Origin of the sequence: Aeromonas sobria, from assembly GCF_050266975.1 — a bacterium.
In the GTDB taxonomy this organism is placed as follows: Bacteria; Pseudomonadota; Gammaproteobacteria; order Enterobacterales; family Aeromonadaceae; genus Aeromonas; species Aeromonas sobria_B.
In genome coordinates, this window is the sequence record NZ_JBKISU010000032.1 from 1 (window position 1) to 25,461 (window position 25,461).

Consider the following 25,461-nt stretch of genomic DNA (forward strand, 5'->3'; position numbering starts at 1 on the left):
CTGAGTCAGGATCACCCCTTCCGCCAGCGCCAGTACCTGCACCGACTCGCCGCTGCTCCCCACCTCATGGTCGTGGGTCTCAAACGTCATGCCCTCTGGCTTCACCGTCGAGTCGACCACGGTCACCGTCAGCGTCGCCTCGTCGCTATCGCCATCCGTGTCGGTAATGGAGAAGGTGAACTCCTCGGTGCCACTGGCATTCGGGTTGGCCTGGTAGTCGTAGCGGCCGTCAGCGTGCACCGTCAGCGTGCCGTATTGCCCACGTATCGCCAGTGATGTCCCCGGCGCCAACGTCAGCGTCTCACCGTTGATGGTGATGCTCGCCACCTCCGGCAGGTCGGCACCGAAACTGTGGCTCCAACTGCCCTCGGCGTATGAGGTACCCGAATCTACCGAGTCATCAGAACCAATGACACCTACGCTCGGCACGTCATCGACTATGGTGACGTCCAGGCTGCCGCTGGCGGACTCGCCACGGCTGTCGGTGACGGTCAGTGGGATCGCTTCTAGCAGGGTGTTGTTACCCTCGCCGGGGGCATGGCTCTGGGCTTCGTTGAGTTGGTATGAGTAGGTAAAAACGCCATCGCGAATGGCGGTGATATGCAAGACACCGGCCCCCGTCTCGATATGAACCCCTCCCTCTGGCAGGATGGCATTGCCGCCCGCATCCAGGGTGAAGCGCTGATCCAGGATCTGTACCTCGCCCCCCAGGCCATGGAGATCGACGCTAAAGGCACCACGTGTGGCTGCGCCCTCAGGTTGATGCGCACTCCCCCCCGCCAGCGCGGCCTCATAAACGGTATGGGTGACACTGCCAATGGTGGGGGAGGCGAAATCGGGCTCGGGATCCTCCCCTCCGTCCAGGCTATCCTGATAGCCCAGCCACTCTGGCCTCTCCTCCTCGGCGGCGCTCGCGTAAGCCGTATCAAACCCGGCTTCTGCCAGGGTTGCGGCGCCATCACGCATCAGATTGATATAACCGCCGTTCGATGTACCGTCGGCACCGTCGTCCGCCATCTCTTCCCCGGCCGCCGTTGCTTCGAATATCTGGGTCGGATCCGCGCCGTCGACGATCGACTGCTGAAGTGCCGAGATCTCATCGTCCAGAGCAGTTTCGGCACCATCTTGTAGAGTCAGAGTCTGAAGGGGGGGGATCTCCTGGGTGTGACCCTCTTCGAGGGAGAGACCCAATCGCCCATTCTCCCCTGTGGTCAGTTGGCCGTATTCTGGCAATGTCATGCCAACATCCAATGGCACCTCTGTCCCATCGACTATCAGATTGACTTGTCCCTCGATCGCCGTGATGACGGCGCCCTGTATCTGAAATATCTTATCCATAATAGAAACCCTTTTGTTACTCGCTATGGATAAAAGTATCAAAAATGGAGGTGAAGGGCATGGCCCTCTCCCGCCCCAGGTCACAAATAAAGGATCTATATGATAGGCCACTGTTATTTATCGATCTGGATCACAAATGTTTTTTATCTCTCGTTCAGCGCCAGTACTGGATATTTTAAATAACACCCCGCGCTACCCCTTTGCTGCCTCGGTAGAAGGACTGCAAACGCAAATGGAGTGATGCTCAATAAAATCATTTGTTTATGCGTATTTTCCCATGGGTGTCCTGATGTCAAATTGCGTGTCACCAGCTATCGGTCATTAATGATTTTATGTGGTGAGGTATATTTGCATTACGTCTTTTTCAGATGGCCTTATTTATTCAATGGCAGTCTATTAAAATGGCGGGGACACGCTGTTACGTACTGATTGATATAGTTTACTATCCATCCCCATAAAGGATAAATATCCATGTTGCCGCCTTAATATGCCGAAATATATTGTACAAGGTATATTTCAAGCCATCATCTTCGTCAGACCGGATTGATATAGGGGAATATGAGCGGGTTGAGCATCCCGCACTCCATATCAGTGCAGCCTTGCTTTTCTCCTCTGGTTTCCTGGTCATGCTGGCGCGCACTGGGCCCGGTGTCGGCCTCATCCCACTCCGCATGAGGAGGCATGGCGCATCGCCGCCAAGTTCAATGCCCGGCAGGGATGGGATGCCGGGGGACCTTGAACGGTGCGCCCTCTTGTCCCCGGGGGCGAGAGATCGCTTGGGTGAACTTGCGATGAGATCTGAGGGAGAGGGGAGAAGGGGCGGGGGATAGGGTGCCCGCCGGGCGGATATAAAAAAATCCGAAACCCAATCAAAGGTTTCGGATCTTTGCACATCAGGGACAATGGCTACTGGATCCTGGATCGATCCGCATCAGGCCATTGGCTCATCGTTCAAGAGTCTATCAGGAGAGACGACGCTTGAATTCACCGGTGCGGCTGTCGATCTCGATCTTGTCACCGATCTCGACGAAGGCGGCAACGGCCAGCTCGTAGCCAGTGCCTTTCAGGCGGGCAGGCTTGGTCACTTTACCTGAGGTGTCGCCACGGGCGGCCGGCTCGGTGTACTCGATTTCGCGCACGATAGTGGTCGGCAGCTCGACGGAGATGGCTTTCTCGTTGTAGAAAGTCACTTCGCAGATGTCTTCCATGCCGTCTACCAGGTAGTTCAGCACGTCACCCAGGTTGTCCTTCTCGACGTCGTACTGGTTGTACTCGGTGTCCATGAAGACATACAGGGGATCGGAGAAGTAGGAGTAGGTGCACTCTTTACGCTCCAGTTGAACCACTTCCAGCTTGTCGTCAGCCTTGAAGACGGTCTCGGTGGCGCTGCCGTTCAGCAGGCCTTTCAGCTTCATCTTGACCACGGCGGAGTTACGGCCGGATTTGTTGAACTCAGCCTTCTGCACCACCATCGGCTCGGTGCCGATCATGACTACGTTACCAGCGCGGATTTCCTGTGCGGTTTTCATGTCAAAATTCCTGTTCGTGAAACGGACGAATAAAAAACTGCCAGATTATATACGGCTTTCCAGAAATTTCACCAATCGTGTGACGAGATCCCCATCCCGGTGCAGCTTATGTGACCAGTCTCGCCCATATTGGCGCCAACCCGCGCAGTGACGGGGCCATTGCCCCCAGAGCTCGCGGGTATTCTCCCCCTGGTTGAGGGCGTGATTGAAGGCCCGCAGCCAGCTGGCCGTCTCCTGGGGCAGGCCGGCCAGGTAGTGGTCGAGGAAGCTGTCGAGCTTGACCATGTGGGCCTGTTCTTCCTGGGGATAGATGTGCCACAGGAAGGGCCTTGCCGCCCACTGGGCCCGCACGAAGGAGTCTTCGCCGCGCACCAGATTGAGGTCGCAGCTCCACAGCAGGCGGTCGTAGCCTGCCTGACTGGTCATCGGCAGCAGCTTGACGGCGAGGCTGCCGGCGCGCAGCAGATCCCCGGGTTGCACCCTCTCTCCCTCCAGGCCCAGGCCTCGCAGCACATCCGGCACGGCGCGCCCCAGGGGCAGCAGCAGGGTGATGGGGATGGGGCTGGCCTGCCAGTCGATCACCAGAGAGCGGATCGCCTCGCTCTCGTAGGCAAACAGGCTGATCCTCAGCTCGCTCTCCTCCTTCGGCGGCAGGCCGAGGCTCGCCCAGTAGGCGGCAAGCCCCGCCTCGTCCTGCTGCCAGCGATCTCGCTCGGCGATGAGGCCGCGCTCGCACAGCAGACCACCGGTTTTGGCCGTGAAGCCCGGGAAGAAGAAGTACTTGTCGAGGCGCTTGCTGCCGACCCGCCGGGGGGAGGCGAGGCCGTGGCAATCCTCGACCCAGGCTTCGGCACAGAGGTACTCCAGGTTGATCCAGCAGGGGGGCGTGGTCTGCTCGGCCATGCACGCGATAAAGGGGGCGGGCAGCTCGCAGGCAAACGCCTCGATCACCACCCTGGCCGGGGTCATGTCGGCGGGGAGGCGATCGTGCCAGTGCTGGACATAGATGTCGTCGACCCACTGGCCATCTTGTGCGGGATCCAGCCCCGGGCAGATGCGGGCGAAGCTGGCCAGATCGTCCACCCAGAGCCGCACCTGTCCATGCCCCTCCTGCTTCAGCTGGCGGGCCAGCCGCCAGGTGACGCCGATGTCGCCGAAGTTGTCCACCACGGTGCAGAAGATGTCCCAGTCGAATGGGGGCAGGGGGCTGGTCATGGCTCGGGGTTCCAGATGCAAAAAACCGGTGCGCAGGGTAGCACACCGGTGGATTGGCTTCTAACCGTCAGCGCGTGACAGGGTCTGCGACAGGTTACTCCTTGCCGTAGACACTGTTCTCCTGCTCGCGCACCCGGATGAAGGTGGTGCGTTTGGTCAGATCCTTGAGCTGGCTGGCACTGACCACATGGATGCAGGTGGAGCGAACACAACGGGAGCTGGCTTACTCCTTGCCGTAGACGTTGTTCTCCTGCTCGCGCACCCGGATAAAGGTGGTGCGCTTGGTCAGCTCCTTGAGTTGGCTGGCACCGACCACATGGATGCAGGTGGAGCGAACACAACGGGAGCTGGCTTACTCCTTGCCGTAGACGTTGTTCTCCTGCTCGCGCACCCAGATAAAGGTGGTGCGCTTGGTCAGCTCCTTGAGTTGGCTGGCACCGACCACATGGATGCAGGTGGAGCGAACACAACGGGAGCTGGCTTACTCCTTGCCGTAGACATTGTTCTCCTGCTCGCGTACCCGGATGAAGGTGGTGCGTTTGGTGAGTTCTTTCAACTGGCTGGCACCGACGTAAGTGCAGGTGGAGCGCACGCCGCCGAGGATGTCGCGCACCGTGTTCTCCACCGGGCCGCGATAGGGCAGCAGCACGGTTTTGCCCTCGGAGGCGCGATAATCGGCGACTCCGCCGGCGTGCTTGTCCATGGCGCTCGACGAGCTCATGCCGTAGAACTTCATGAAGGGGGCACCATCGACGTCCACCACCTCGCCGCCGCACTCCTCGTGGGCCGCCAGCATGCCGCCCAGCATCACGAAGTCGGCGCCGCCGCCAAACGCCTTGGCCACGTCGCCCGGGCAGGTGCAGCCGCCGTCACCGACGATCTGGCCGCCCAGACCGTGGGCCGCATCGGCGCACTCTATGATGGCGGAGAGCTGGGGGTAGCCGACGCCGGTCTTGACCCTTGTGGTGCAGACCGAACCCGGGCCTATGCCCACCTTGACGATGTCGGCGCCGGAGAGGATCAGCTCCTCCACCATCTCGCCGGTGACCACGTTGCCCGCCAGGATGACGTGGTTCGGGCAGGCCTCACGAATTTTGCGCAGGAACTCGACGAAGTGCTGGGAGTAGCCGTTGGCCACATCCACGCAGATGAAGCGCAGGGCCTCTGACATGGCGAGGATCTGGCGGGTCTTGGTGAAGTCCTCCTCGGAGGTGCCGGTGGAGACCATCACATGGCCGAGCAGGGCCGGGTCGGTGTCGCTGACGAAAGTTTGCCACTGGGCGAGGCTGTAGTGCTTGTGCACTGCGGTCATCATCTCGAAGCCGGCCAGGGTTTTGGCCATGGCGAAGCTGCCGACGGTATCCATGTTGGCGGCGATGATGGGGGTGCCCTGCCACTGGGTTTGGGTGTGCTTGAAGGTGAACTGACGGGTCAGGCTGACCTGGGCGCGGCTCTTGAGGGTAGAGCGCTTGGGGCGAAACAGCACATCCTTGAAACCGAGCTTCAGGTCTTCTTCGATACGCATTGCAAATTCCTTATTGAGCCTTGTTTGAACGTCACTTTGCAGTGGCAACTTTTCGGCAGGCGCAAAAAAACCGCAGGTTTTCGAGGCCTCCGGTTTACAACAGTCTAGCCAGAAATCCCGCCAGAACAAGACTGATAATTCACGCTGCGCTGTGGTAGCCTTTGGCGTCACAACCTGAGCGCAGCCCAGGCTCTTGTTCCCCGGCTCTGCCCCCCTTGGCGCCAGCCAGAAATCTCCCCCTATGAGTCTCTTTTTTCGTCCCCGGCCCGGATCCTGACGCGGGCGGCGCGAGGGGCGCCATCCTGCCCAGGACGTCGCCTCTCGCCGGTTGACAGCTGGCCGTTCCATCCCCACTCTTGACCGCTGGGGTCAGCGTCGGCCCTGCCTTGCTCAGGAGTAAACGTGCTTGCATTGCGAACCATGACCTTGCTGCTACTGACCTGCCTCTCCCTGCCCGGGATGGCGGCGTCCCCTACCGTCTATGGCTGGATCGAGAAGGGATTGATCATGCCCGGCGCCGTGGCGGTCAAGATGAAACTCGATACCGGCGCCCTCACCTCTTCGATGGATGCGCGGGATCTGCACCACTTCAAGCGTGACGGCAAGCCCTGGGTGCGCTTCACCCTGGAGCTGACCGATGCCGACACCGACAAGGTGGTGCGCCAGACTCTGGAGCGGCCGGTGGAGCGCAGCGTGACGGTGCGCGGCGCCGGTGGCATGGAGCAGCGCCCGACGGTGACCCTGTCCGTTTGCGTCGGTGACAAGGTCTACAAGGAGTGGTTCACCCTGCGGGATCGCAGCGACATGCTCTATCCCGTGCTGCTCGGGCGCCGCCTGCTGGCGGAGCTGGGGCCGGTGGACTCCGCCCGCACCTTCACGGTACAGCCCAGCTGCGGTTAGGGAACCCTCCCTGGGGGCATGAGTCGCGCGCGGGGGCCTTGGCCCCCGCGTTTTGTCGTCCATGGTGCCCCGATCAGGTCGGCGGCGCGGGCAGCAGCAGGCTCACCTCCAGCCCCCCTTCGGGCCGGTTGCGGATGTTCATGTCCGCGCCGTGCAGCTCGGCAATGCGGCGCACTATGGCCATGCCCAGACCCACGCCATCCCCCTGCTGGGGATTGACCCGAAAGAAGCGCTCGCACAGGCGCGCCATCGCCTCGGCGGGGATGCCGGGGCCATTGTCGCTGACCGTCACCCGCACCCGGTTGCCCGACGGCTCGACGGCGACCTCTATCACGCCTCCGGCCGGGGTGTAGCGCAGCGCATTGTCGATGAGGTTGCCAAACATCAGCTCCAGCAGGGTGGGCTGACCCATGACCTGTACCCGGCCGCTGCGCTCGAGGGAGATCTGCTGCTCCTTGTTCAGTGCCAGGGGGGTGAGGGCGGCGAGGCAGCCTTGCAGCAACTGACCCAGATCGACGCGCTCCAGCACGGGATCCTGCTGGTTGTCGATGCGGGCCTGGGTCAGCAGCTGGCGCAGCAGGCGGTCGCTGCGATCGAGGGCCAGCAGCATCTTGCCCAGGGACTGGCGTCGACTCGTTTCATCTGCTGCCGCCATGGCATTCTCGCTGTGGATCCTCAGCACCGCCAGCGGGGTGCGCAGCTCGTGGGCCGCCTCGTTGGTGAACTGTTTCTCCCGCTCCAGGGTATCGGCCAGGGCGTGCATCAGCCGGTTGATCTCCCCCACCAGGGGCGTCAGCTCCTCGGCCTTGATGGCGAGATTGAGGGGGCTCAGGTTGGCGGGGTGGCGCTCGCCGATGGCCTGGGTCAGCTGGCGCAGCGGTGCCAGGCCGCGGGTCACCAGCCACCACAGCAGGCCGAGCAGGAAGGGCAGGGTGATGAAGAGCGGCAGCATGGTGAGGGTGGCCATCTTGCTGGCCAGCTCCCCTCGCTCGTCATCCCGCTCCGCGACGATGAGCCAGGTCTGCTCATCCTGGTTGTAGAGGGTGAAGGTGCGCCAGTCATGGCCATCTCGGCGCACCGTATCAAAGCCGATGGTCAGCTTGCCGAGCAGCCGGGGCGGCGCGCTGGGGGAGCGCAGCAGCAGCCGGCCCTCGCCATCGGCCAGCTGGAAGGTGAGATTGCGTTCAAATTCATGGCCGTAGGGGGTCAGCTCCCTGTCCTCGCCACCGAGATTGAGCCCCCGCTCCTCGGGGTGGCTGCCGGGGTTTTGCCGGGTCCAGTCCTGGTAGAGGGCGCCATCGGCGGGCAGTGTCTTGCTCTGCTTGAGGTAGTTGGCCAGCAGCTGGTTGGTGATGCGGGACGACTGGGCGAGCCGGGCATCGAACAGCTCCTCCATCTCGTGGCTCGCCTCCAGATAACCGATGAGGGCGCTGACGGCCAGGCTGACGCCGACCAGGGTCAGGATGCCGGTGAGCAGGAAGCGGCGGATGGAGCGAACGCGACTCATCGGGCGGGCATCCCTCTGCTGCCCTGGGTATCTGGCTGCGGCACTATGTAGCCGACACCGCGGATGTTGCGGATGAGCTCGGGGAAGAACTTCTTGCGCAGGTGGTGAATGTGCACCTCCACCGCGTTGCTCTCGGCCCCCTCGTCCCAGCCATAGAGGCTCTGTTGCAGCTGATCGCGGCTCAGCACCCGGCCGCTCTGGCTGATGAGCTCCTGCAGCAGCTTGTACTCGTGGGGGGTGAGCCTGACCGGCTCGCCCCGATAGGTGACCTGCTGGGATTCGGGGTAGATGAGGATGTCGCCATACTCCAGCACCGCCTGGGCCTGGCCCTTGCTGCGGCGCACCAGGGCGCGCAGCCGGGCGTTGAGCTCCTGCAGGGCGAAGGGCTTGACCATGTAGTCATCGGAGCCCGCATCCAGCCCCAGCACCCGATCGTCCAGGGCATCCCGGGCGGTGAGGATGAGCACCGGCAGGGTCTGTCCCTCCCGGCGCAGCTTGCGCAGCAGGCTGATGCCGTCGATGTCCGGCAGATTGAGATCCAGGATGAGGGCGGCGAACTCCTCGCTCTTGAGCGCCGACAGGGCGGGCAACCCCTGCTGCAGCCAGTCCACTGTGTAACCGCTGCCGCGCAGGGCATCCACCATGCCGTCTCCCAGCATCACATCATCTTCCACCAACAGGACTCGCATTCTTCTCTCCCTCAAACGATGCTGCCCACCAGTATGCAAGCCGGTGGGCAGAGTTGAAATAGCGCACTGATCTGCTTGTGTTTATAGCTTGGCGAGACGCTCGCGAATTTCCGCCCTGCGCCCCTCGTCCGCCAGCTCGCGGCCAGGGCGGGCCGGGGCGGCCAGGGCCTTGTCCAGATAGCGCTTCGCCTGGGCCTTGTCCCCCTGATCCAGCAGGAAGTCGCCGTAGAAGAAGTTGGGGTCGATGCCGGTGGGGTTGATGGCGAGCGCCTGCTTGAGCAACTGCTCGGCCTTGTCGTCGTCACCAAACCCCACCGGCCAGCCCGGCACCTGGTAGTAGAGGGAGCCCAGACTGGTATAGGCGGAGCCCTCCAGTGCCTTGGGATCCTGCTTGATGGCGATCTCCAGCTTGGCCTTGGCCTCCTTCACCAGACTGAGGGCCCCGAGGCCGCCCTTGGCGCCGGCCCAGGTGCTCTTGACGATGGCGGACCAGATCAGCAGATCGGTGCGAAAGGCCTCCTTGGCGCTCGCCTGCTCCGCCTGGGCGCTCAGGGTCTCCAGGCAGCGCTCCTTGGCCTTGCCGGTCTCTTGATACTGACAGTGGGCCCACTGCTGCTGAATGGTGGGCAGGGCATCGGCGGCCTGAACCAGGCTGCTTGTCAACGTGCCTCCCAGGGCGAGCAGCAGGAGACTGTGACCAAATCGGGGGCGGAAAGTGGCGTGTTTCATCTCAATGTTCCTTTTTGTGCGTGGCACAGACGGGGTTGTCCCCGTGATCTGTGGCCAGGGGGACAGGGTGGCGGGCATGACGTTCTATGATGGGCAGTTGTCTGGCCAGCGCCTTGTCGACCAGGGCGGGCAGCAGGGCATTGAGCCGCACGAACAGCTTCTCCGGCCAGCCGAGCCAGTTGCGGCGCGTCTCGTTGCACAGGGCGATGACGGCCTCCTCGGCCACGTCCTGGGGGCTGTCGGTCCGGGTGCCGAGCTCGGCATTCATGGCATAGGCCGCCTGGGAGTTGAGGTGAGTGCGGGTGGCGCGGGGGGCAAAGTGCAGCACCTTGATGCCGGTGCCCTCCAATTCCCGCCCCAGAGACTCGCTAAAGCCCCGCAGGGCGAACTTGCTGGCGCAATAGACGCTGTAACCGGCATAGCCGATGGCCCCGAGGCTGGAGCCTATGTTCATGATGACGGCGGGCTTGCGCAGCCGGGGCAGCAGGGCGCGGGTGAGCTGGATGGGCGCCTCTATGTTGAGCAGCAACTGGCGCGTCACCTGCTCGCCGCTCTGGTCTTCCAGCCAGGCAAACTGGTTGCAGCCAGCGCTGTTGATGAGCACATCCAGCCCCTGCTCCAGCGCCGGGTGCTGCAACAGCCTGGCCCGCTCCTGGGGCGAGCCGAGATCGGCGGTCACCGTCTGGTGGCGTTCGGAATGAGGCAGCTCCTTGCGCAGGCGCTCCAGGGCGCTGGCCCGGCGTCCGTGCAGCAGCAGGTGCGCCCCCTGGGCCGCCAGTTCATGGGCCAGGGCTTCCCCTATGCCGCCACTGGCGCCGGTGAGCAGTATGCGTTTCCCTTCAAGCTTCATTGGCAGGATCCCGTGAGCCGATGGAGCATGTCGCCATAGAGGCGGTAGACCACCTTGGCCGAATGAATGATGGCGGCCTGATCCGCCGGGTCTTCCACCCGGTTCATCAGGGACTCGAAGAACTTGAGGTGCTCCTGATCCAGGGCGCCGTGGGAGCTCAGGTAGCTCATCGCCTGGGGCGGCAGGCCCAGACCGCTCTTGAGCTGGTCCGCCACCGTCAGGGCGATGGCGACGCTGGTGCCTTCCAGCACCTGCACCATGCCGAAGAAGCCCATGGGGTTGCCGCGCTGGATCTGGTCGTAGAGGAAGGCCACCATCAGCTCGATGGGCAGACCCGGCTGGCCGTGGCGCACCGCCTCGGCGTCACCGCCGCAGGCGCGGATGTCGTTCAGGATCCACTCCTGATGACCGTACTCCTCGTCTATGTACTCCCGGATGGCGCCGCGCACCCACTCATACGCCTGTCCCAGCTTGCCGCCGGTGGCCATCAGCAGCGGCACCGTGTGGCGCACGTGGTAGTAAGCCTCTGCCAGGAAGGCGAGGTAGGTCTCCCGGCTGATGTCGCCGCGGCGGCAGGCCTCGATGATGGGGGCATTGAACAGGTGCTCGCGCTCGCAGGCGGTGGCGTGTTGCAGGGTCTGGTAGAAGCTCATGAGGTCTCTCCTGTGAGGCCTTGGGTCAGGCATTGGTCGATCTGCCGGGAAAAGTGGTGATAAATCTCGTTGCGACGGGGGCGGCCGTTGGCCGTCAGCAGGCCTGGGTGCTGATCCAGCGCCACCGGCAGCCAGTGATGGATGCGGGCGTAATCGGGCAGTTGCTGGTTGAGCCGGGCAATCTGCTCGGGTAATTGGGACTGGCTGCCCGGCAGCGGCTGGATCAGGGCGACGTTGGCGGGCTGGCCGTCACCGAAGATGACCATGCGGGCGATGGCCGGACAGAGCTGGGCCTGGGCTTCCACCCATTCGGGCGAAAAGTTGCGGCCAAAGGCGGTGATCTGGACGTTCTTCTTGCGCCCCGTGATGTGCAGGTAGCCCTCTGCGTCCAGGTGACCCAGATCCCCGGTGGCGATCTGCAGGTCAGCAGGCTCGCCTGCGGTGCTCTCTTCCCCCAGATATCCGAGCATGGCGCTGCCGCTCACCATGACTTCGCCATCGGCGGCCAGGGTGACCTGGCAGTGGGGCAGGGGGCGGCCGACGCTGCCCATCAGGTCGGCGTCCGGGCCATTGAGCGCCACGACAGAGCCGCATTCCGACAGGCCATAGCCCTCATAGACAGGGAGCCCCAAGGCGCGGGCATGGCGGATGAGATCGGGGGCGACCTTGCCGCCACCGACGGCGACGAAGCGCAGCCCCTTGAGCCGCTCGGCCAGGGCCGGGGTATTGGCGCACAGGGCCAGCAGCAGGCGCAGCAGCTCGGGCACCAGCACCAGGCTGTGGCTGGGCCAGCGTGCCAGGGCCTGGCCCAGCATGGCCGGGTCGAGGGTGCTGGAGCCGGTGAAGCCGAGCTCGCCGAGGGAGGGGATGCGGCTGCAGGCGCCGGTGAGCAGCGGCACATACAAGCCGGTCAGATTCTCCAGCAGGGTGGCCAGGGGCAGCAGGGTCAGGTGCTGTTCGACCCCGGCAGGCGCGACCCGCAGGGCCAGGGACTCGCAGACCGCCGTCATCTGGGCAAGGGACAGGCAGACCCCCTTGGGCTGGCCCGTGGTGCCCGAGGTATAGGTGATCTTGGCGGTGCCCGCCGGCAGCTCGGGCAGGCTGGTTGGGGTGCGACGCCACAGGGGCTGCGCCTGCTCATCCGGTCTGCCCGTCATCAGGATGAGGGGGGCGGCGGCCTGCCAGCCCTCGTGCTCGGGGCCCACCAGGGCATCGGCCCCGCTGCTCTCCAGCAGCCAGGCCTGCTGGGCCGGGCTGAAGAAGTGGGGCACGGGAATGACCACTATCCCGGCCCGGGTGCAGGCCAGATCGATCAGCGCCCAGGGCAGACCGTTGTCGAGCTGCAGGGCCAGGCGGCGAATGCCGGCTTGCTGCAAGCGGTCGGCCAGGTGCTGGATCTGTTGCCACAGGGTCTGGTAATCCAGCTCTCCCTGGCTGCCTTGCAGTGCCGGTTGTTGCGGCGTCAGGCTGGCGTGGCGGGCGATGGCGTCGAACAGGCTCATTGGGCGCACCTCTTGTCATGGCCGGCATGGTTAAAAAGCATGGGCATGGGCCCCAGCAGGTTGAGCAGCAGGCTGCTCTGGGCGAGCACCTCGCGCCCCTGGTTGATGTCCCCGGCCATCACCTTGGGCTGGCAGCGGTAGTATTCCCCCCAGGCACTGGCGTCTTCCCCCACCTGATGGGCCTGGGCAGGGGCCAGCTCCACCGGGTTGAGGCGCAGCCGGGCAAAGCTGTTACGCAGCTTGGCGGTGCCGGTGAACACCACGTAGTCGAGGGCGTTGTCACACAGCAACCGGCACAGGGCGGCAAACATCAGGCGGGCATTGCCCGGCTCGCTGCAGGCGAGGTTGCCCACTTCGATGATGCGGCTGCGGGCCGGACGTACCCCGAGGCGGGTTTCGATGGCGGCCTCGATGGGCTGCTCCAGATACTGCTCCAGATAGAGGGGCTGCTCACGCTCCCCCGTGCTGGCGTGGTTGAGGCCACAGGCGCCGACCAGCACCCCATCGGCCCGGTAGAGCCCGAGCAGACAGGGCAGAAAATGGGGAATGCGGGCGTTGAATTCGAGGGTGTAGGCGGCCTGGATATAGGCTTGCAGCGCCATGACCTGCTGCGGGGACTGTGCCAGCAGCAATCTGTAGGGGGCTTGGATCTCTATGGTCATGGTTGGCTCCTTCTCTTGGGATGGCTTGAGAGTAAAAGGGCAAACTTAAGAAACCCTTAAGGAGTAAAAAAAGTTGTCAGCAAGGCGGCGGGCAGGCAATCTGCGCGGCTGTCACCCAGGAGGATCCGTCATGTCATCAAGCGCCAGCTGCCCCCTCTGCTCGGCTCGCCACAGCTACCCCCTGCCGGTGGCGGGCAAGGGCTATTACCGCTGCCAGGCGTGCGAGCTGGTCTGGCTGGATGAGGCGGACCACCTGGACGATCAGGCCGAGAAGGCGGTCTATGACGGGCACGACAACCGGGTGGATGATCCCCGTTACCGGACCTTTCTGATGCGCGCCTTCGGCGAGGTGCTCTCCCGGGTGAGCCCTCCTGCCAGCGGCCTCGATTTTGGCTGCGGCCCCGGGCCTGCCCTCATCGCCATGGGGCGGGAGGCGGGCTTCGAGATGGCGGGTTACGACAAGTTCTACGCCGACCAGCCTGAGCTGCTCACCCGTCGCTACGATTTCATCACCAGCACCGAGGTGATCGAGCACCTGGCCACCCCCCGCGCCGTGCTGGACGGGCTCTGGGCCTGCCTCAACCCCGGCGGTGTCCTGGTGTTGCAGACCCAGCGGGTGCTGGGTGACGAGCGCTTCAAGACGTGGCGCTACCGCCACGATCCGACCCACATCGTCTTCTTCGCCGAGACGTCATTCCGCGCCCTGGCGGCCCGCTGGCAGGCGCAGGTCGAGTTTCCCCATGCGGATGTAGCCGTGTTCACCAAACCCTGAACGGGGCATTTTCATTTGGCGGCGGCTTGGGCATGCTGGTGGCTTGAAACCCAGGAACGGATGCCCCTATTTCCATGTCGATCCCCCATTTGTCATTGCAAGATGCCCGCCACCTGCAACTTGCAGCCCAGGGGCTGCTGACCCCGCGCCGCGCCAAGGCTGCTCCCTCCGATCTGCTGGCCTGCATCCGCCGCATGGCGCTGCTGCAGATAGACACCATCTCTGTGGTGGCCCGCAGCCCCTATCTGGTGCTGTTCAGCCGGCTCGGCCACTACGATCCGCGCTGGCTGGAACAACTGCTGGCCGAGGGGGATCTCTTCGAATACTGGGCCCACGAGGCCTGCTTCGTCCCTCGCGAGGATTACCGGCTGCTGCGCCATCGCATGCTGGATCCCGCCGCCATGGGCTGGAAGTTCTCCGCCCAGTGGCTCAAGACCCACGGCGGCGAGATAGCGCAGATAGTCGAGCGGATTCGCCGGGATGGCCCGGTGCGGGCCGCCGACTTTGAGCGCAAGGAGGGCAAGGGCAACGGCTGGTGGGACTGGAAGCCCGAGAAGCGCCATCTGGAGGTGCTGTTCACCGCAGGGCGCCTGATGGTGCGCGAGCGGCGCAACTTCCAGCGGGTCTACGATCTCGCCGAGCGGGTCATGCCCGAGTGGGACGATGGGCGGGATCTGCCGAGCCCTGAGCTCGCCCGGCGGGACATGGTGCGCGCCAGCTGCCGGGCGCTGGGGCTGGTCAAGACCGGCTGGGTGGCGGATTACTACCGCCTGCGGCGCGGCAAATACGACGCCCTGCTCCACCAGCTGGCGGACGAGGGGGAGCTGTTGCCGGTGCGCGTGGAGGGCTGGCAGCACGGCGCCTTCGTGCACGTTTCCTTGGCCGATGAGCTTGCCCGGGCAGAGGCGGGCAGCCTCAAGGCGACCCACACCGCGGTGCTCTCGCCGTTCGATCCCCTGGTGTGGGATCGCAAGCGGGCCAGCGAGCTCTTTGGCTTTGATTATCGCATCGAGTGCTACACCCCGGCCCCCAAACGCCAGTACGGCTACTTCGTGCTGCCGTTGCTGCGCCGGGGCCAGCTGGTGGGCAGAATGGATGCCAAGGCCCATCGCAAGGAGGGGGTGTTCGAGGTCAAGAGCCTCTATCTGGAGCAGGGAGTCAGGGTGACCCGCACCCTGGCGCAGGATCTGGAGAAGGCGCTGCAAAAACTGGCGCACTGGCACCAGACCCCGCTGCTTCGCCTCGGCGCCATGCCGGCGCCCCTGCGGGCCCTGTGGCCAACGCCGCGCCCTTAGCCCGCCCGCTGCATATCAGCCAAACAAAAACCGGGCACTGGGCCCGGTTTTATCATCTGTTGCTGGCAACCTAAGGATTACTGGAACACCAGCACCATCAGCAGACCGACCGTGATGGCGGACACCAGGAAGGCGAAGCCATAGAACACATAGTGGTGCAGCTTGGTGGTGTGGATCCCCAGATCGTGCAGGCCGTGGTAGATGCGGTGCATGCCGTGCCAGATGGGCAGGGCGATGATGACCAGCAGGATGCAGGCACCCCACCAGGAGCTGGCAAAATCATGCACGCGCTCAAAGCTCATGGTCTCCACGTCCATGATGCCCATGGGCACCAGCAGACCCGTGATGAGGACAATCACCGGCAGCAGCATGGCGACCACCATGCCACCGGCACCAAAGAGTCCCCAATATATAGGCTCGTCAGAACGTCTCATATTTTTTCCTCAAATCATGATTGAGAGATCGTGGCCAACGTTTCTGAGTGACAGCCCGGCACCAATAACCGGGTGCGTCAGAACGTCTCATCATTGATTGCCTCAAGCCACGATAAACAGGATCAGCAGGGATACCGCCGCCAGTGCCACATACTGGGCGATGACGATCGGCTTCTCCGGCACCAGGTCTTCGCCACGGAAGATGCGCATGGCCTTGGGGGCCAGGGCGAACCAGGTCTTGGCGTGGAACAGGCAGGCGGCCAGGGCGATGACGTGGAACAGGATGGCAATGGGGCTTTGCAGGGATTCCAGCCAGCCGTTGAACGCCTCCTGACCCTGCACCAGTCGCAGCAGACCCCACATCAGCACCACGGCGTAGATGGAGACGAAGAGGCTGGTGCCTTCGCGGATCATGTAACCGGTGTAGAAGGCATTCTTCAGCCACCAGTCTTTCTTCATCTCGCGCACGTAGGGCTTACGTTTGCTCTGGGTGTTGTTCATGGTCTCACTCCTCAATCCGGCTTGAACATGGCGATCATGTAGTCCTTGGCGCTCTCGACCTTGCCAAGCTGGATGGCGGCGGCCGGATCCACCCCTTTCGGGCACACTTCGGAGCAGTAGCCCACGAAGGTACAGCCCCAGACGCCCTCGTCCTGGCTGATGATCTTCATCCGCTCCTTGGACGCGCTGTCGCGGTTGTCGGCATTGTAGCGATAGGCCAGTGCCAGGGCCGCCGGGCCGGTGAACTTCTTGTTGATGCCGTATTGCGGGCAGGCCGCGTAGCACAGACCGCAGTTGATGCACATGGAGAACTGGTGATACTTCGCCATGTCAGCCGGGGTCTGGGTGTACTCGCCATCGCACAGGCTGCGGGGCTCGGACGGGATGATGTAGGGCTTGATGCTCTCCAGCTTCTCGATGAAGTCGGACATGTCCACCACCAGATCGCGCTCGATGGGGAAGTTGTTGAGGGGCTCTATGGTCATCTTGCCCGGCAGGTAATCCCGCAGGAAGGTCTTGCAGCCCAGCTTCGGAATGCCGTTGACCATCATGCCGCAGGAGCCGCAGATTGCCATCCGGCAGGACCAGCGGAAGCTCAGGGTGGAGTCCAGCTGATCCTTGATGTATTGCAGGGCGTCCAGCAGGGACATCTCTTTGAGGTAGGGCACCTGGAAGGTCTGCATCCAGGGCTCGTTATCCTGCTCCGGACGGTAGCGCAGGATTTCAATTTCGATCATCTCAGCCATGCTTCTTAGCCTCGTCTTGTTTCTCACCCTCGGAGCCGTATACGCGCTTCGCCGGTTGGGATTTAGTGATCTTCACATCCGAGTAGTCGATGGTCGGGGTGCCTTCCTGGTTGTAGAAGGAGAGGGTGTGCTTGAGGAAGTTGACGTCGTCACGCTCCTCGAAACCGTCCAGCCGCTGGTGGGAGCCACGAGACTCTTTGCGGTTGATGGCGGAGTGGGCCATGGCTTCCGCCACGTCCAGCATGTAGCCCAGCTCGATGGCGTACAGCAGGTCGGTGTTGAAGACAGAGGACTTGTCGTTGATCTTGATCTTCTTGTAACGGGCCTTGAGCTCGTTGATCTTGTCGATGGTGCCCTGCATCAGCTCTTCGGTGCGGTAGATACCGACACCCGCTTCCATGGAGAGGCCCAGTTCGTTGCGGATATCCGCCGGGTTTTCGGTGCCGTCGATGTCGAGCAGGGAGAGGTGCTGCTTGATGAGCGCCTCGGCCTTGGCGGCCAGGGCCTGGGTGTTGCCGTGCTGCTGGGTCTTGGCGAACTCGCCGGCATGCTCACCGGCCACCTTGCCGAACACCACTATCTCGGACAGGGAGTTGGAGCCCAGGCGGTTGGCGCCGTGCAGACCGACGGAGGCACACTCGCCCAGGGCATAGAGGCCCGGCATGCGGGTGGCGCACTGGCCGTTGGTCTCGATGCCGCCCATGGTGTAGTGGGCGGTCGGGCGCACCGGGATCGGTTCTTTCACCGGATCCACACCCACGTAGGCCTTGGCCAGCTCGCAGATGAAGGGCAGGCGTTCTTTCAGGTACTTCTCGCCGAGGTGGCGCAGGTCGAGGTGAACCACGTCGCCCATGGGGCCTGGGATGGTGCGGCCTTTTTGCTGCTCCTGCCAGAAGGCCTGGGAGAGACGATCCCGCGGGCCCAGCTCCATGTACTTGTTCTTGGCCTCGCCGACCGGGGTTTCCGGGCCCAGACCGTAGTCTTGCAGATAGCGGTAGCCATCCTTGTTGACCAGGATGCCGCCCTCACCACGACAGCCTTCGGTCATCAGTATGCCGGTGCCCGGCAGACCGGTCGGGTGATACTGGACGAACTCCATGTCCCGCAGGGGCACGCCGTGACGGTAGGCCAGGGCCATGCCGTCACCGGTGACGATGCCGCCGTTGGTGTTGTAGCGATAGACGCGACCGGCGCCACCTGTGGCCAGAATGACGGACTTGGCCTGGATGAAGCGGGTGATGCCGTTCTGGATGTCGAAGGTCAGCACCCCCTGGACGCGGCCCTCTTCCACGATGAGATCCAGGCAGAAGTGCTCGTCGAAGCGCTTGATGCTCGGGTACTTGATGGAGGTCTGGAACAGGGTGTGCAGGATGTGGAAGCCGGACTTGTCGGCGGCGAACCAGGTACGGGGGATCTTCATGCCGCCGAAACGGCGCACGTTGGCCTTGCCGTCCGGTTTGCGGCTCCAGGGGCAACCCCAATGCTCCAGCTGGATCATCTCGCTGGTGCAGTTCTCGACGAAGTAGTCGACCACGTCCTGCTCGCACAACCAGTCGCCACCGGAGACGGTGTCGTTGAAGTGGTTCTCGAGGGAGTCGTCGTCACGGACCACACCGGCGGCACCACCTTCGGCGGCGACGGTATGGCTGCGCATCGGGTAGACCTTGGAGATCAGGGCGATCTCGAGGTCGGGATGGGCTTCTGCTATGGCGATAGCGGCACGCAGGCCACCACCACCGGCACCGATGATGGCGACATCGGTCTTGATAATATCCACATCTGCCTCCTTAGGGATAGATTTGCTGGGCACGATTTTGCTCTATCAAAAAAATTCAGGCTTGATGCAAGTCAAACTGCTTTGTTTTAGTGCTTGGCAATGGTGACTTTTATTAGAGTCACCCCATTCCTTGGATGAAAACACCAGAATTATCGCCATCCATCAGTGATCAGGATCAGCCACACGCCTTGCTTTGGTTATTTTAACCCCAGAATTGTACGTAGTTTTATGTCAGTAAAACGAGAAATACCTCTCTTTTTAGGTATTAACCCTAAAGTTTTTAAGTTTTTTATTAAAATTGTTTAATAAGAATTATTCTCTGATGGGCACGCTCGGTATTGGCTTTAAAAAACTAATTCGAAATCGGCAATAGCATGCTGTTTTATAACAGAAAGCTCCCCATATGAGGATGCTTGTTTCGTGCCCGGATGGGGGGAAGAGGTGAGGGGGCGCCTGTGCCCATGGATGGCGTGCCCATAACAGAAAGGGGCCGTGCGGCCCCTTTATCATGGTTGCTGGCGAGCGCCATGGCGAGATCAGATGCGGAACATGCCGACCTGGTTGCTCAGCTCGCCCGAGATGTTCTTGAGCTGGGCAGAGAGGTCGCGGGAGCTGTCCGCATCCCCGGCCAGCTCGTCCGAGACATCCTTCACCGCCTGGATGTTGCGGCTCACCTCGTCGGTGACGGCCCGCTGCTCCTCGGCGGCGCTGGAGATCTGGGTCGCCATGTCGGAGATCTGGTTGATGGAGGCGGTGATCTGCTCCAGGGCCAGGGTGGCGTTGCTGGCATCGTCCACGCTGTTCTGGGCCAGCAGCTGCCCCTCGTGCATGGTGCTGACCGCGCCCTGGGTGTTGCGTTGCAGTGTCTCTATCATGCTGCGGATCTCGACGGTGGAGCTGTGGGTGCGCTGGGACAGCACCCGCACCTCGTCGGCCACCACGGCGAAGCCGCGGCCCTGCTCGCCGGCCCGGGCCGCCTCGATGGCGGCGTTGAGGGCCAGCAGGTTGGTCTGCTCGGCGATCCCCTGGATGGTGGAGAGGATGGTGTTGATCTCCTGGGCGTTCTTCTCCAGCTCCTGGATGATGTTGGAGGCCTGCTCCACCTGACCCGCCAGATCCGTGATGGATCTCTGGTTGCGGGCGATCACCTGCTTGCCGTGTTCACAGCTCTCGGAGGAGGTGCGGGCCGCGTCTGCGGTCTGCTCGGCATTGCTGGCCACCTCGACCGCGGTGGCGGACATCTCGTGCACCGCGGTGGCAATCTGGGAGATCTCGTTCTGCTGGCGCGCCAGACCCTGGCTCGATTTCTCCGCCATGTCGTGGGAGGAGCGGGCCTGCAGGTTGAGCTGGCCGGAGGAGTTGGAGATGTCCTGCACCATGACGTGGATGCGCTCGATGAAGGTGTTGACGTGCTTGGCCACGGCGCCGACCTCGTCTTCCCGCTCGATCTTGATGCGGCGGGTCAGGTCGCCGTTGCCGCGGGAGAGATCGGCGATGGCGTCACCCAGGGCCTGCAACGGGGAGAGGGCACGGCTGATGGCCAGGTAGGAGAAGCCCGCCACGATGAGGATGGTCAGCAGCCCTTGCAGCAGGGTGGAGGTGACCATGCGCGAGACCGACTGATAGGCCACCGCCTCGTCCACCACTATGCCGAAGTACCAGCTGGAGTTGGGGATCTCGGTGAGATCGAACACGCTCGCCTTGCCGCCGATCACCATGTCGGAAATCATGCCGTCATGGGCCAGCTCGTTGATCCTGGCCGCCGTCAGCTCGGGGGAGATCTCGGTGGCGGGCTTGAGGGCCAGCGTCTTGTCCGGGTGGGCGATAACGGTGCCATTCTTGTCCACCAGCATGGCGTAGGTGCCCTCCTGGCTCATGGCCAGAATGTCGCGGACCAGGCTGTCGATGGAGACGTCACCGGCGATCACCCCCTGGGTGTTGCCCCGGGTGAAGGGCTCGGCGATGGTGACGATGAGCTGGCCTGTGGTGATGTCCGCATAGGGCTCGGTGACGATGAGCTTGCCGGCGGCGATGGCCGCCTTGTACCAGGGGCGCTGGCGCGGATCATAGTCGGCGGGCAGGTTGGTGGGCTTGCTCTGGATCATCTTGCCGTCCTGGGTGCCGGCATAGACCAGATCGAAGTTGCCCGCATTCATGGCCTGGGCCAGGTGGCTGATGGGGGCATCCTGGTCGGTGAAGGCCTCCTTGGCGGAGGTGACCATGCCGATGCGCGAGTCGAGCCAGCGGGAGATCCCCTTGACGTTGGAGCTGGAGCTCTCGTCAATGATGTTCCAGACCAGGCGCTGGGTTTCCCCCTTGAGCTGGGTGGTGTTGTACCAGACCTGCAGCCCGGTGATGATCAGGATGATCAGGCCGACGGCCAGTACCAGCTTGTTCTTGATGGATAGGTTCATATCTACGTCCTTGTGAGCGTCAGTCTGCGTTAGTCATGGGGATGTATTTTATTGTTTTGGTCCCCTAGGTTATCGGCCGATTTCCGGCTTCTTTATCCCCTGCGAGCCTTTATTTTCGCGGTCTGGGCCGTTTTGACCCATTTGGATTGCTTTGAGCATTTGCTCAGGATGGTTGGTGAAGATGCCATCGACTCCCCACTCGGCGAGCTGGCGGGCATCGTCCAGCCCATCGACCGTATAGACCAGGATCTTGAGACCGCGGTCATGGGTCTCGCGCACCATGGCCTGATCAACGAAGTCGAGGTCGCAGTTGAGGGACCAGGGGGCGAGGGCATCGGTTGCCGGGGCGAGCGCTAGGGGGCGGTGGGCGATGAGGACGCCGCGCCGGACCTCCGGGCGCAACCGGCCGAAACGGGCCAGCTCGGGGTGATGAAAGGAGGAAACCAGCCACTGGGCCGGGGTGAAGCCGAGATCGCGCTCGGCCCGCCGGGTCAGGGCCGCCACCCCGTCGGCCGTGTCGCTCCCCTTGAGCTCTATGTGCAGCTCGCAGCGGCCCGCGATGGCGGCCATCACCTGCCACAGGGTCGGGATGGACTCCCCCTCACCAGCATCCAGACCCCGCAGGTAGTCGGCGCTCTGCCGGGTCAGCACCCCGTGGCCATCGGTGCAGCGCTCCAGGCGACGGTCGTGGAACACCCAGAGCTCGCCGTCGGCCTGCTGCACGTCGATCTCGATGGCGGGGGCCCCCAGGGTCAGGGCGAGGCGGATGGCCTTGAGGGTATTCTCCGGGGCCAGGCCACTGGCCCCGCGGTGGGCGATGATCTGCATGATTGGCTCCTGTTGTTGGTGTTGGTGCACGGCGCTGCGCTTGTTGCACCCTGCCAGCCCTGCATCATGGGCTCATGTTGTTGGTGTTGGTGTTGGTGTTGGTGTTGGTGTTGGTGTTGGTGTTGGTGTTGGTGTTGGTGTTGGTGTTGGTGCACGGCGCTGCGCTTGTTGCACCCTGCCAGCCCCGTAGGCTGCGATGAACAACGTGAATTGCACCGCTATCCATATCATCCCCGGCTCATCCTGATGTCGATCTGCTGGTGGGGCAGGTGCATGCCCAGGGCATGGAGTTTCTCCAGGATGGCGGAGTGCACCTCGTGGGTGATGGGCATCCTGTGGTCCATGTTGTTGACGTAGAGGCGGATCTCGTAGATCAGCGCCGAATCGGTGAATTCGATCAGGAACACCTCAGGGGTCGGGGTATCCAGCACCAGGCTGGACTCCTGCACGCACTGTTCCAGCAGTTGCTGCACCCGTTTCGGATCCTGGGTCAGGCCGATGCGGATGCGCAGCTTGACCCGGGTGATGGCGTCTGAGAGGGACCAGTTGATGAACTGCTCGGTGATGAAGGCCTTGTTGGGGACGATGATCTCCTTCCTGTCCCAGTCCACTATGGTGGTGGCCCGGGTCTTGATCTTGGAGACGGTGCCGGTCAGATCGCGAATGGTGACGGTATCGCCGAGCCGGATCGGTTTTTCGAACAGTATGATGAGGCCGGAGACGAAGTTGGCGAAGATCTCCTGCAAACCGAAGCCCAGCCCCACCGACAGGGCCGCCACCAGCCACTGGGTCTTGGACCAGTCGATGCCGAGCATGGAGAAGCCGGTGAGGGCGCCGATGAGGATCACCAGGTACTTGCTGACCGTGGTCAGCGCGAAGCCGGTGCCGGGGGAGAGGCTGAGGTGCTGGAGCAGGGTCAGCTCCATCAGGCCCGGCAGGTTGCGCGCCGTCATCACCGTCAGGATGAAGACGAACAGGGTCAGCATCAGATCCTGCAAGGTGATGGCCGAGAGCTGCTCTATCCCCGCCACCTTGCTGCTCACCTGCCACACCTCTATGTTGCTGAGGAAGCTGAAGGCGGAGTTGAGATCGGACCACTGCACCACCAGCAGCATGGTGAAGCCCAGCATCAGAAGGGTTCGGATGAGGCCCAGTGACTGGGCGCTGATGGTGTCCAGATCCAGCTCCTGCTCCTCCACCACGTCCGGGATCTCCGAGCTGAGATCATCTTGCTCCTCGCGTCCCCGCTGGGCCAGGATCTCGGCCCGTCGGCTCTTGGCACGTTCGAAGGCGAGGCGACGACGCTGGATCAGCATCCAGCGCCGCGCCAGGTAGTAGACCAGCAGGCAGCCCAGCCCCATCAGCAGGCTCACCTCCAGCTGGCGCAGCAGGGTGCGGGAGGTGTAGAAGTAGCCGAGCAGGGCTCCCACCACCGCCACCAGGGGGGCCAGCATGAGGGCGTTCCAGATGAAGTGGTGCAGCAGGTGGGGCTTGTTCATGTCCGCCTGACCCCAGGTGAGCGGCAGGCGCTCCCGGTTGAGGCGCACGAAGAACAGCAGCAGCCAGAGCGCCCCCACCATGAAGGCGAGTCGGCCCAGGGTGTCGTAGAAGGCGTGTTCCTGGTAGCTGTCGGCCATGCCCTGCACGAAGAAGCTGGGGATGAGGATCAGCAGCAGGGTGCGAAACTGGCTCCAGACCCGGGCGACCCGGGCGCCGTTCCAGCCGAAATGGTGGATGAGGATCCCCTTCTCCAGGGTGAGGTGGCGCACCAGCAGCAGCGCCAGCAGCAGGAACCAGATCTCCCCCAGCCCCTTGGCGATGGCGATGGCGAAGGGATATTGCCAGGCCCCTTCCAGCTGATAGCGCAGCAGCAGCGCCATGGCGGGCAGCGGCAGGGCAGCCATCAGGGAGCGCAGCAGCAGGCGGCTGGTGAGGCTGAACTTGTCTTGGGTCACCTTGCCGACCCTGGGGGCTATCTGCTGGCTGAAGTGGCTCAGGTGGCGGGCCAGCCGGATCCAGGTCACGAACAGCAGCAGCAGGGCGAGCACGGTGAAGGTGAGTCGGGTAGTGCCCCCCTCGGACAGGGCCAGGGGCAGCTGCCACCAGTTGGCGGGATCGAGGGCCAGCCCCAGGGCGGCCGGTACCCCGAGCAGGACGGCCGGGGTCAGAGGCGGCACGTCGGGCAGCCAGAACAGGTGACTGGCGCTGAGCTCGCGGATCTCGTCTATCTTGCTGTTCTGGCGGATATAGAGCAGCTTGAGCCGGGTCTGCTCCTGGATCAGGGTGTCGGCGGCATCATTGAGCCGGGTCAGCAGCAGGCGGCGGGTCTTGAGCAGGTTGTCGAGCACGGTGAGCTGGGCTCTATCCAGCTTGTCCTCCTCCTTGAGCAGTTGATCCCGCACCTTGGCCGGATCCTTGAGCGCCTCCTGCTCTCCCTCATACCTGTACTTGGCGATGCGCGACTGCACTATGGCCGATTCGAGCTTGTCGAGGGGGAAGAGGGCGGGCAGGTCGGCCAGCTTGCTGCGCAGGTTCTCGCCATAGGCGTTGCTGATTTGCAGCCATTCAAGCTGCTCGCGTACCGAGTTCACCAGATCGTTGAGGTGGGAGAGGCTGTTGTCCACATCCCGCTGCTCGTCTTGCACCCCCTCGATCCGCTCCTCCAGGGCGCCGAGCTGGATGGAGAGGGTCTGGTTCTGTTGCTGCTGCTCTTGCAGCAGCGGCATGTCGGCGGTGAGCTGGGCCTGGAGGCGCTCGCTCTCGGCCAGGGTCCGCTCCGTGTTCTTGCGCCTGAGCTGATTCTGCTGATTGACGAGGGCGTTTTGCCACTCATCCTCGTCGGTGATGGCGAGGTTGAGCCCCTGCACCTCGAGCTTGGCGAGATCGCTGCGCTGCTGGGCGGAGAGCTGCTCCAGCTCCAGCATCTGGATCCTGTCCGACAGGGACTGCTCCTTGAGGCGGGTCATCAGCTGCTGGGCCTCGTGCAGGCGATCCGATTCGCCACTGAAGCTCATGCGATCGAGCTGGGCCCGGGTCTGCTGCAACTGCTTGCGCAGCTCATCGATGCGCAGGTGAAACTCCTGGCCGGTGATCTCCTGCTGATTGAGGCCGTCGAGCAGCGCCTGGCGCTCCTTGCGCAGGTTGAGCTGGCGGCTGCTGCTCAACCCCAGCGCCTGGCGCAGGGCATCCTCGCTCAGGCTGGCGAGGGCCACCCGGTTGACGGGCTGGTAGTTGTGCAGGGCATCCTTGAGCCGGGCCGACTCCTTGGGGTAGTCGATCATCAGCTGCTGATAGGCCTTGCCCTGGGCCCGATAGCGCTCGGCATCCCGGGCAAATTGCAGCGCCTGCTGGTAACTCTCCCTCAGCTTCTGATTCTCCGGGGTCTCGCCCTTGGGCACGCTCTGGAGCAGTTCCTCTATCTGGCTGGTGGCATCATCGGCCTGGGCGAGCAGGGGAAGGCAGAGGAAAAGCAGGGGGAGCAGGCGGTGCAACATGAGGCGCGTTTCCGTTCGGGAGAAGAGCCCTAGCCTAAAGCAGGGCCCTGGGTGGGTAAAGTTTTACATATTAATGATTCACAACATAAATAACGGGTGAG

General features: G+C 63.2%; 22 protein-coding genes and 2 pseudogenes. 3 read left to right on the forward strand and 21 right to left on the reverse strand.

From position 1 onward, the window contains the following. From ACLHZ1_RS16540 to ACLHZ1_RS16565, 6 genes and pseudogenes are all read right to left on the reverse strand, one after another. Nucleotides 1–1,338 (reverse strand): retention module-containing protein (locus tag ACLHZ1_RS16540; protein ID WP_427262962.1); only part of this gene is annotated, 1,338 nt, incomplete at its 3' end. A 962-nt stretch (nt 1,339–2,300) separates the two neighbouring features. Continuing rightward, nucleotides 2,301–2,867 carry an elongation factor P gene (gene efp / locus ACLHZ1_RS16545; RefSeq protein ID WP_041992985.1) on the reverse strand — a complete coding sequence of 189 codons (567 nt, stop codon included), beginning with the start codon at nt 2,865–2,867 and terminating at the stop codon, nt 2,301–2,303. A gap of 45 nt (nt 2,868–2,912) precedes the next feature. Next, on the reverse strand, nt 2,913–4,082 hold the full coding sequence (gene earP / locus ACLHZ1_RS16550; protein WP_427262963.1) for an elongation factor P maturation arginine rhamnosyltransferase EarP: 1,170 nt from the start codon (nt 4,080–4,082) through the stop codon (nt 2,913–2,915). Nucleotides 4,083–4,176: 94 nt separating this feature from the next. Further along, nucleotides 4,177–4,290 (reverse strand): annotated as a pseudogene (locus tag ACLHZ1_RS16555) (GMP reductase); the annotation flags it as partial. Nucleotides 4,291–4,305: 15 nt separating this feature from the next. Then, nucleotides 4,306–4,419 (reverse strand): annotated as a pseudogene (locus ACLHZ1_RS16560) (GMP reductase); the annotation flags it as partial. A gap of 144 nt (nt 4,420–4,563) precedes the next feature. Further along, on the reverse strand, nt 4,564–5,607 hold the full coding sequence (locus tag ACLHZ1_RS16565) for a GMP reductase (protein WP_427262964.1): 1,044 nt from the start codon (nt 5,605–5,607) through the stop codon (nt 4,564–4,566). A gap of 402 nt (nt 5,608–6,009) precedes the next feature. Here ACLHZ1_RS16565 and ACLHZ1_RS16570 point away from each other — a divergent pair, with 402 nt between their 5' ends. After that, nucleotides 6,010–6,507 carry an ATP-dependent zinc protease family protein gene (locus ACLHZ1_RS16570; protein WP_427262965.1) on the forward strand — a complete coding sequence of 166 codons (498 nt, stop codon included), beginning with the start codon at nt 6,010–6,012 and terminating at the stop codon, nt 6,505–6,507. Nucleotides 6,508–6,580: 73 nt separating this feature from the next. On the opposite strand, the gene ACLHZ1_RS16575 is transcribed toward ACLHZ1_RS16570, so the two are convergent. The 7 genes from ACLHZ1_RS16575 to ACLHZ1_RS16605 form a co-directional block, all read right to left on the reverse strand. Next, nucleotides 6,581–8,014 (reverse strand): ATP-binding protein, encoded by a 1,434-nt coding sequence (locus tag ACLHZ1_RS16575; RefSeq protein ID WP_427262966.1) that lies wholly within the window; start codon nt 8,012–8,014, stop codon nt 6,581–6,583. Then, the gene (locus ACLHZ1_RS16580) at nt 8,011–8,703 is read right to left on the reverse strand and encodes a response regulator (protein ID WP_427262967.1); all 693 of its coding nucleotides are present in this window, start codon (nt 8,701–8,703) and stop codon (nt 8,011–8,013) included. The genes ACLHZ1_RS16575 and ACLHZ1_RS16580 overlap by 4 nt, the downstream gene beginning before the upstream one ends. An 81-nt stretch (nt 8,704–8,784) precedes the next feature. Then, nucleotides 8,785–9,432, reverse strand: coding sequence for a tetratricopeptide repeat protein (locus ACLHZ1_RS16585; RefSeq protein ID WP_427262968.1), 648 nt, complete (start codon nt 9,430–9,432; stop codon nt 8,785–8,787). 1 nt (nt 9,433) lies between these two features. Next, nucleotides 9,434–10,282, reverse strand: a complete 849-nt coding sequence (locus ACLHZ1_RS16590; RefSeq protein WP_427262969.1) for an SDR family oxidoreductase — start codon at nt 10,280–10,282, stop codon at nt 9,434–9,436. Then, nucleotides 10,279–10,935: a TenA family transcriptional regulator gene (locus tag ACLHZ1_RS16595; protein ID WP_427262970.1), complete on the reverse strand. Its 657-nt coding sequence runs from the start codon at nt 10,933–10,935 to the stop codon at nt 10,279–10,281. Before ACLHZ1_RS16595 ends, ACLHZ1_RS16590 begins: the two co-directional genes overlap by 4 nt. Beyond that, entirely contained in the window at nt 10,932–12,437 is a 1,506-nt protein-coding gene (locus ACLHZ1_RS16600) for an AMP-dependent synthetase/ligase (RefSeq protein WP_427262971.1), read from the reverse strand. The genes ACLHZ1_RS16595 and ACLHZ1_RS16600 overlap by 4 nt, the downstream gene beginning before the upstream one ends. Then, nucleotides 12,434–13,099, reverse strand: a complete 666-nt coding sequence (locus ACLHZ1_RS16605) for a thermostable hemolysin (RefSeq protein ID WP_106887565.1) — start codon at nt 13,097–13,099, stop codon at nt 12,434–12,436. Before ACLHZ1_RS16605 ends, ACLHZ1_RS16600 begins: the two co-directional genes overlap by 4 nt. 130 nt (nt 13,100–13,229) lie before the next feature. On the opposite strand from ACLHZ1_RS16605, the gene ACLHZ1_RS16610 reads away from it, so the two are divergent. Both ACLHZ1_RS16610 and ACLHZ1_RS16615 read left to right on the forward strand, forming a co-directional pair. Next, on the forward strand, nt 13,230–13,871 hold the full coding sequence (locus ACLHZ1_RS16610) for a class I SAM-dependent methyltransferase (protein ID WP_427262972.1): 642 nt from the start codon (nt 13,230–13,232) through the stop codon (nt 13,869–13,871). 74 nt (nt 13,872–13,945) lie between these two features. Beyond that, on the forward strand, nt 13,946–15,166 hold the full coding sequence (locus tag ACLHZ1_RS16615) for a winged helix-turn-helix domain-containing protein (protein WP_427262973.1): 1,221 nt from the start codon (nt 13,946–13,948) through the stop codon (nt 15,164–15,166). Between the two features lie 77 nt (nt 15,167–15,243). On the opposite strand, the gene frdD is transcribed toward ACLHZ1_RS16615, so the two are convergent. From frdD to mscM, 8 genes are all read right to left on the reverse strand, one after another. Beyond that, complete coding sequence (frdD, locus tag ACLHZ1_RS16620) at nt 15,244–15,600, reverse strand: fumarate reductase subunit FrdD (protein ID WP_427262974.1); 357 nt, start codon at nt 15,598–15,600, stop codon at nt 15,244–15,246. A gap of 102 nt (nt 15,601–15,702) precedes the next feature. After that, a complete protein-coding gene (locus tag ACLHZ1_RS16625) occupies nt 15,703–16,101 on the reverse strand; it encodes a fumarate reductase subunit C (RefSeq protein WP_427262975.1) in 399 nt (132 codons plus the stop codon). Nucleotides 16,102–16,112: 11 nt separating this feature from the next. Continuing rightward, nucleotides 16,113–16,847, reverse strand: coding sequence for a succinate dehydrogenase/fumarate reductase iron-sulfur subunit (locus tag ACLHZ1_RS16630; RefSeq protein ID WP_041993027.1), 735 nt, complete (start codon nt 16,845–16,847; stop codon nt 16,113–16,115). After that, entirely contained in the window at nt 16,840–18,624 is a 1,785-nt protein-coding gene (gene frdA, locus ACLHZ1_RS16635; protein WP_408792711.1) for a fumarate reductase (quinol) flavoprotein subunit, read from the reverse strand. The genes ACLHZ1_RS16630 and frdA overlap by 8 nt, the downstream gene beginning before the upstream one ends. Before the next feature lie 536 nt (nt 18,625–19,160). Further along, nucleotides 19,161–21,038, reverse strand: a complete 1,878-nt coding sequence (locus ACLHZ1_RS16640; RefSeq protein WP_427262976.1) for a methyl-accepting chemotaxis protein — start codon at nt 21,036–21,038, stop codon at nt 19,161–19,163. Between the two features lie 69 nt (nt 21,039–21,107). Beyond that, the gene (locus tag ACLHZ1_RS16645) at nt 21,108–21,866 is read right to left on the reverse strand and encodes a glycerophosphodiester phosphodiesterase (RefSeq protein ID WP_427262977.1); all 759 of its coding nucleotides are present in this window, start codon (nt 21,864–21,866) and stop codon (nt 21,108–21,110) included. 64 nt (nt 21,867–21,930) lie between these two features. Next, on the reverse strand, nt 21,931–22,092 hold the full coding sequence (locus ACLHZ1_RS16650; protein WP_427262978.1) for a hypothetical protein: 162 nt from the start codon (nt 22,090–22,092) through the stop codon (nt 21,931–21,933). Between the two features lies 1 nt (nt 22,093). Next, nucleotides 22,094–25,360 carry a miniconductance mechanosensitive channel MscM gene (mscM, locus tag ACLHZ1_RS16655; protein WP_427262979.1) on the reverse strand — a complete coding sequence of 1,089 codons (3,267 nt, stop codon included), beginning with the start codon at nt 25,358–25,360 and terminating at the stop codon, nt 22,094–22,096. Nucleotides 25,361–25,461 lie beyond the last annotated feature (101 nt).

Bases quoted from the DNA above. Each gene is read 5' to 3' on its own strand.
- ACLHZ1_RS16580 (WP_427262967.1), bottom strand. From the start codon at position 8,703: ATGCGAGTCCTGTTGGTGGAAGATGATGTGATGCTGGGAGACGGCATG.
- ACLHZ1_RS16625 (WP_427262975.1), bottom strand. From the start codon at position 16,101: ATGAACAACACCCAGAGCAAACGTAAGCCCTACGTGCGCGAGATGAAG.
- mscM (WP_427262979.1), bottom strand. From the start codon at position 25,360: ATGTTGCACCGCCTGCTCCCCCTGCTTTTCCTCTGCCTTCCCCTGCTC.
- frdD (WP_427262974.1), bottom strand. From the start codon at position 15,600: ATGAGACGTTCTGACGAGCCTATATATTGGGGACTCTTTGGTGCCGGT.
- ACLHZ1_RS16575 (WP_427262966.1), bottom strand. From the start codon at position 8,014: ATGAGTCGCGTTCGCTCCATCCGCCGCTTCCTGCTCACCGGCATCCTG.
- ACLHZ1_RS16565 (WP_427262964.1), bottom strand. From the start codon at position 5,607: ATGCGTATCGAAGAAGACCTGAAGCTCGGTTTCAAGGATGTGCTGTTT.
- ACLHZ1_RS16645 (WP_427262977.1), bottom strand. From the start codon at position 21,866: ATGCAGATCATCGCCCACCGCGGGGCCAGTGGCCTGGCCCCGGAGAAT.
- ACLHZ1_RS16610 (WP_427262972.1), top strand. From the start codon at position 13,230: ATGTCATCAAGCGCCAGCTGCCCCCTCTGCTCGGCTCGCCACAGCTAC.
- ACLHZ1_RS16585 (WP_427262968.1), bottom strand. From the start codon at position 9,432: ATGAAACACGCCACTTTCCGCCCCCGATTTGGTCACAGTCTCCTGCTG.
- ACLHZ1_RS16590 (WP_427262969.1), bottom strand. From the start codon at position 10,282: ATGAAGCTTGAAGGGAAACGCATACTGCTCACCGGCGCCAGTGGCGGC.
- ACLHZ1_RS16615 (WP_427262973.1), top strand. From the start codon at position 13,946: ATGTCGATCCCCCATTTGTCATTGCAAGATGCCCGCCACCTGCAACTT.
- ACLHZ1_RS16650 (WP_427262978.1), bottom strand. From the start codon at position 22,092: ATGGATAGCGGTGCAATTCACGTTGTTCATCGCAGCCTACGGGGCTGG.
- ACLHZ1_RS16640 (WP_427262976.1), bottom strand. From the start codon at position 21,038: ATGAACCTATCCATCAAGAACAAGCTGGTACTGGCCGTCGGCCTGATC.
- ACLHZ1_RS16630 (WP_041993027.1), bottom strand. From the start codon at position 16,847: ATGGCTGAGATGATCGAAATTGAAATCCTGCGCTACCGTCCGGAGCAG.
- ACLHZ1_RS16605 (WP_106887565.1), bottom strand. From the start codon at position 13,099: ATGACCATAGAGATCCAAGCCCCCTACAGATTGCTGCTGGCACAGTCC.
- earP (WP_427262963.1), bottom strand. From the start codon at position 4,082: ATGACCAGCCCCCTGCCCCCATTCGACTGGGACATCTTCTGCACCGTG.
- ACLHZ1_RS16600 (WP_427262971.1), bottom strand. From the start codon at position 12,437: ATGAGCCTGTTCGACGCCATCGCCCGCCACGCCAGCCTGACGCCGCAA.
- ACLHZ1_RS16595 (WP_427262970.1), bottom strand. From the start codon at position 10,935: ATGAGCTTCTACCAGACCCTGCAACACGCCACCGCCTGCGAGCGCGAG.
- efp (WP_041992985.1), bottom strand. From the start codon at position 2,867: ATGAAAACCGCACAGGAAATCCGCGCTGGTAACGTAGTCATGATCGGC.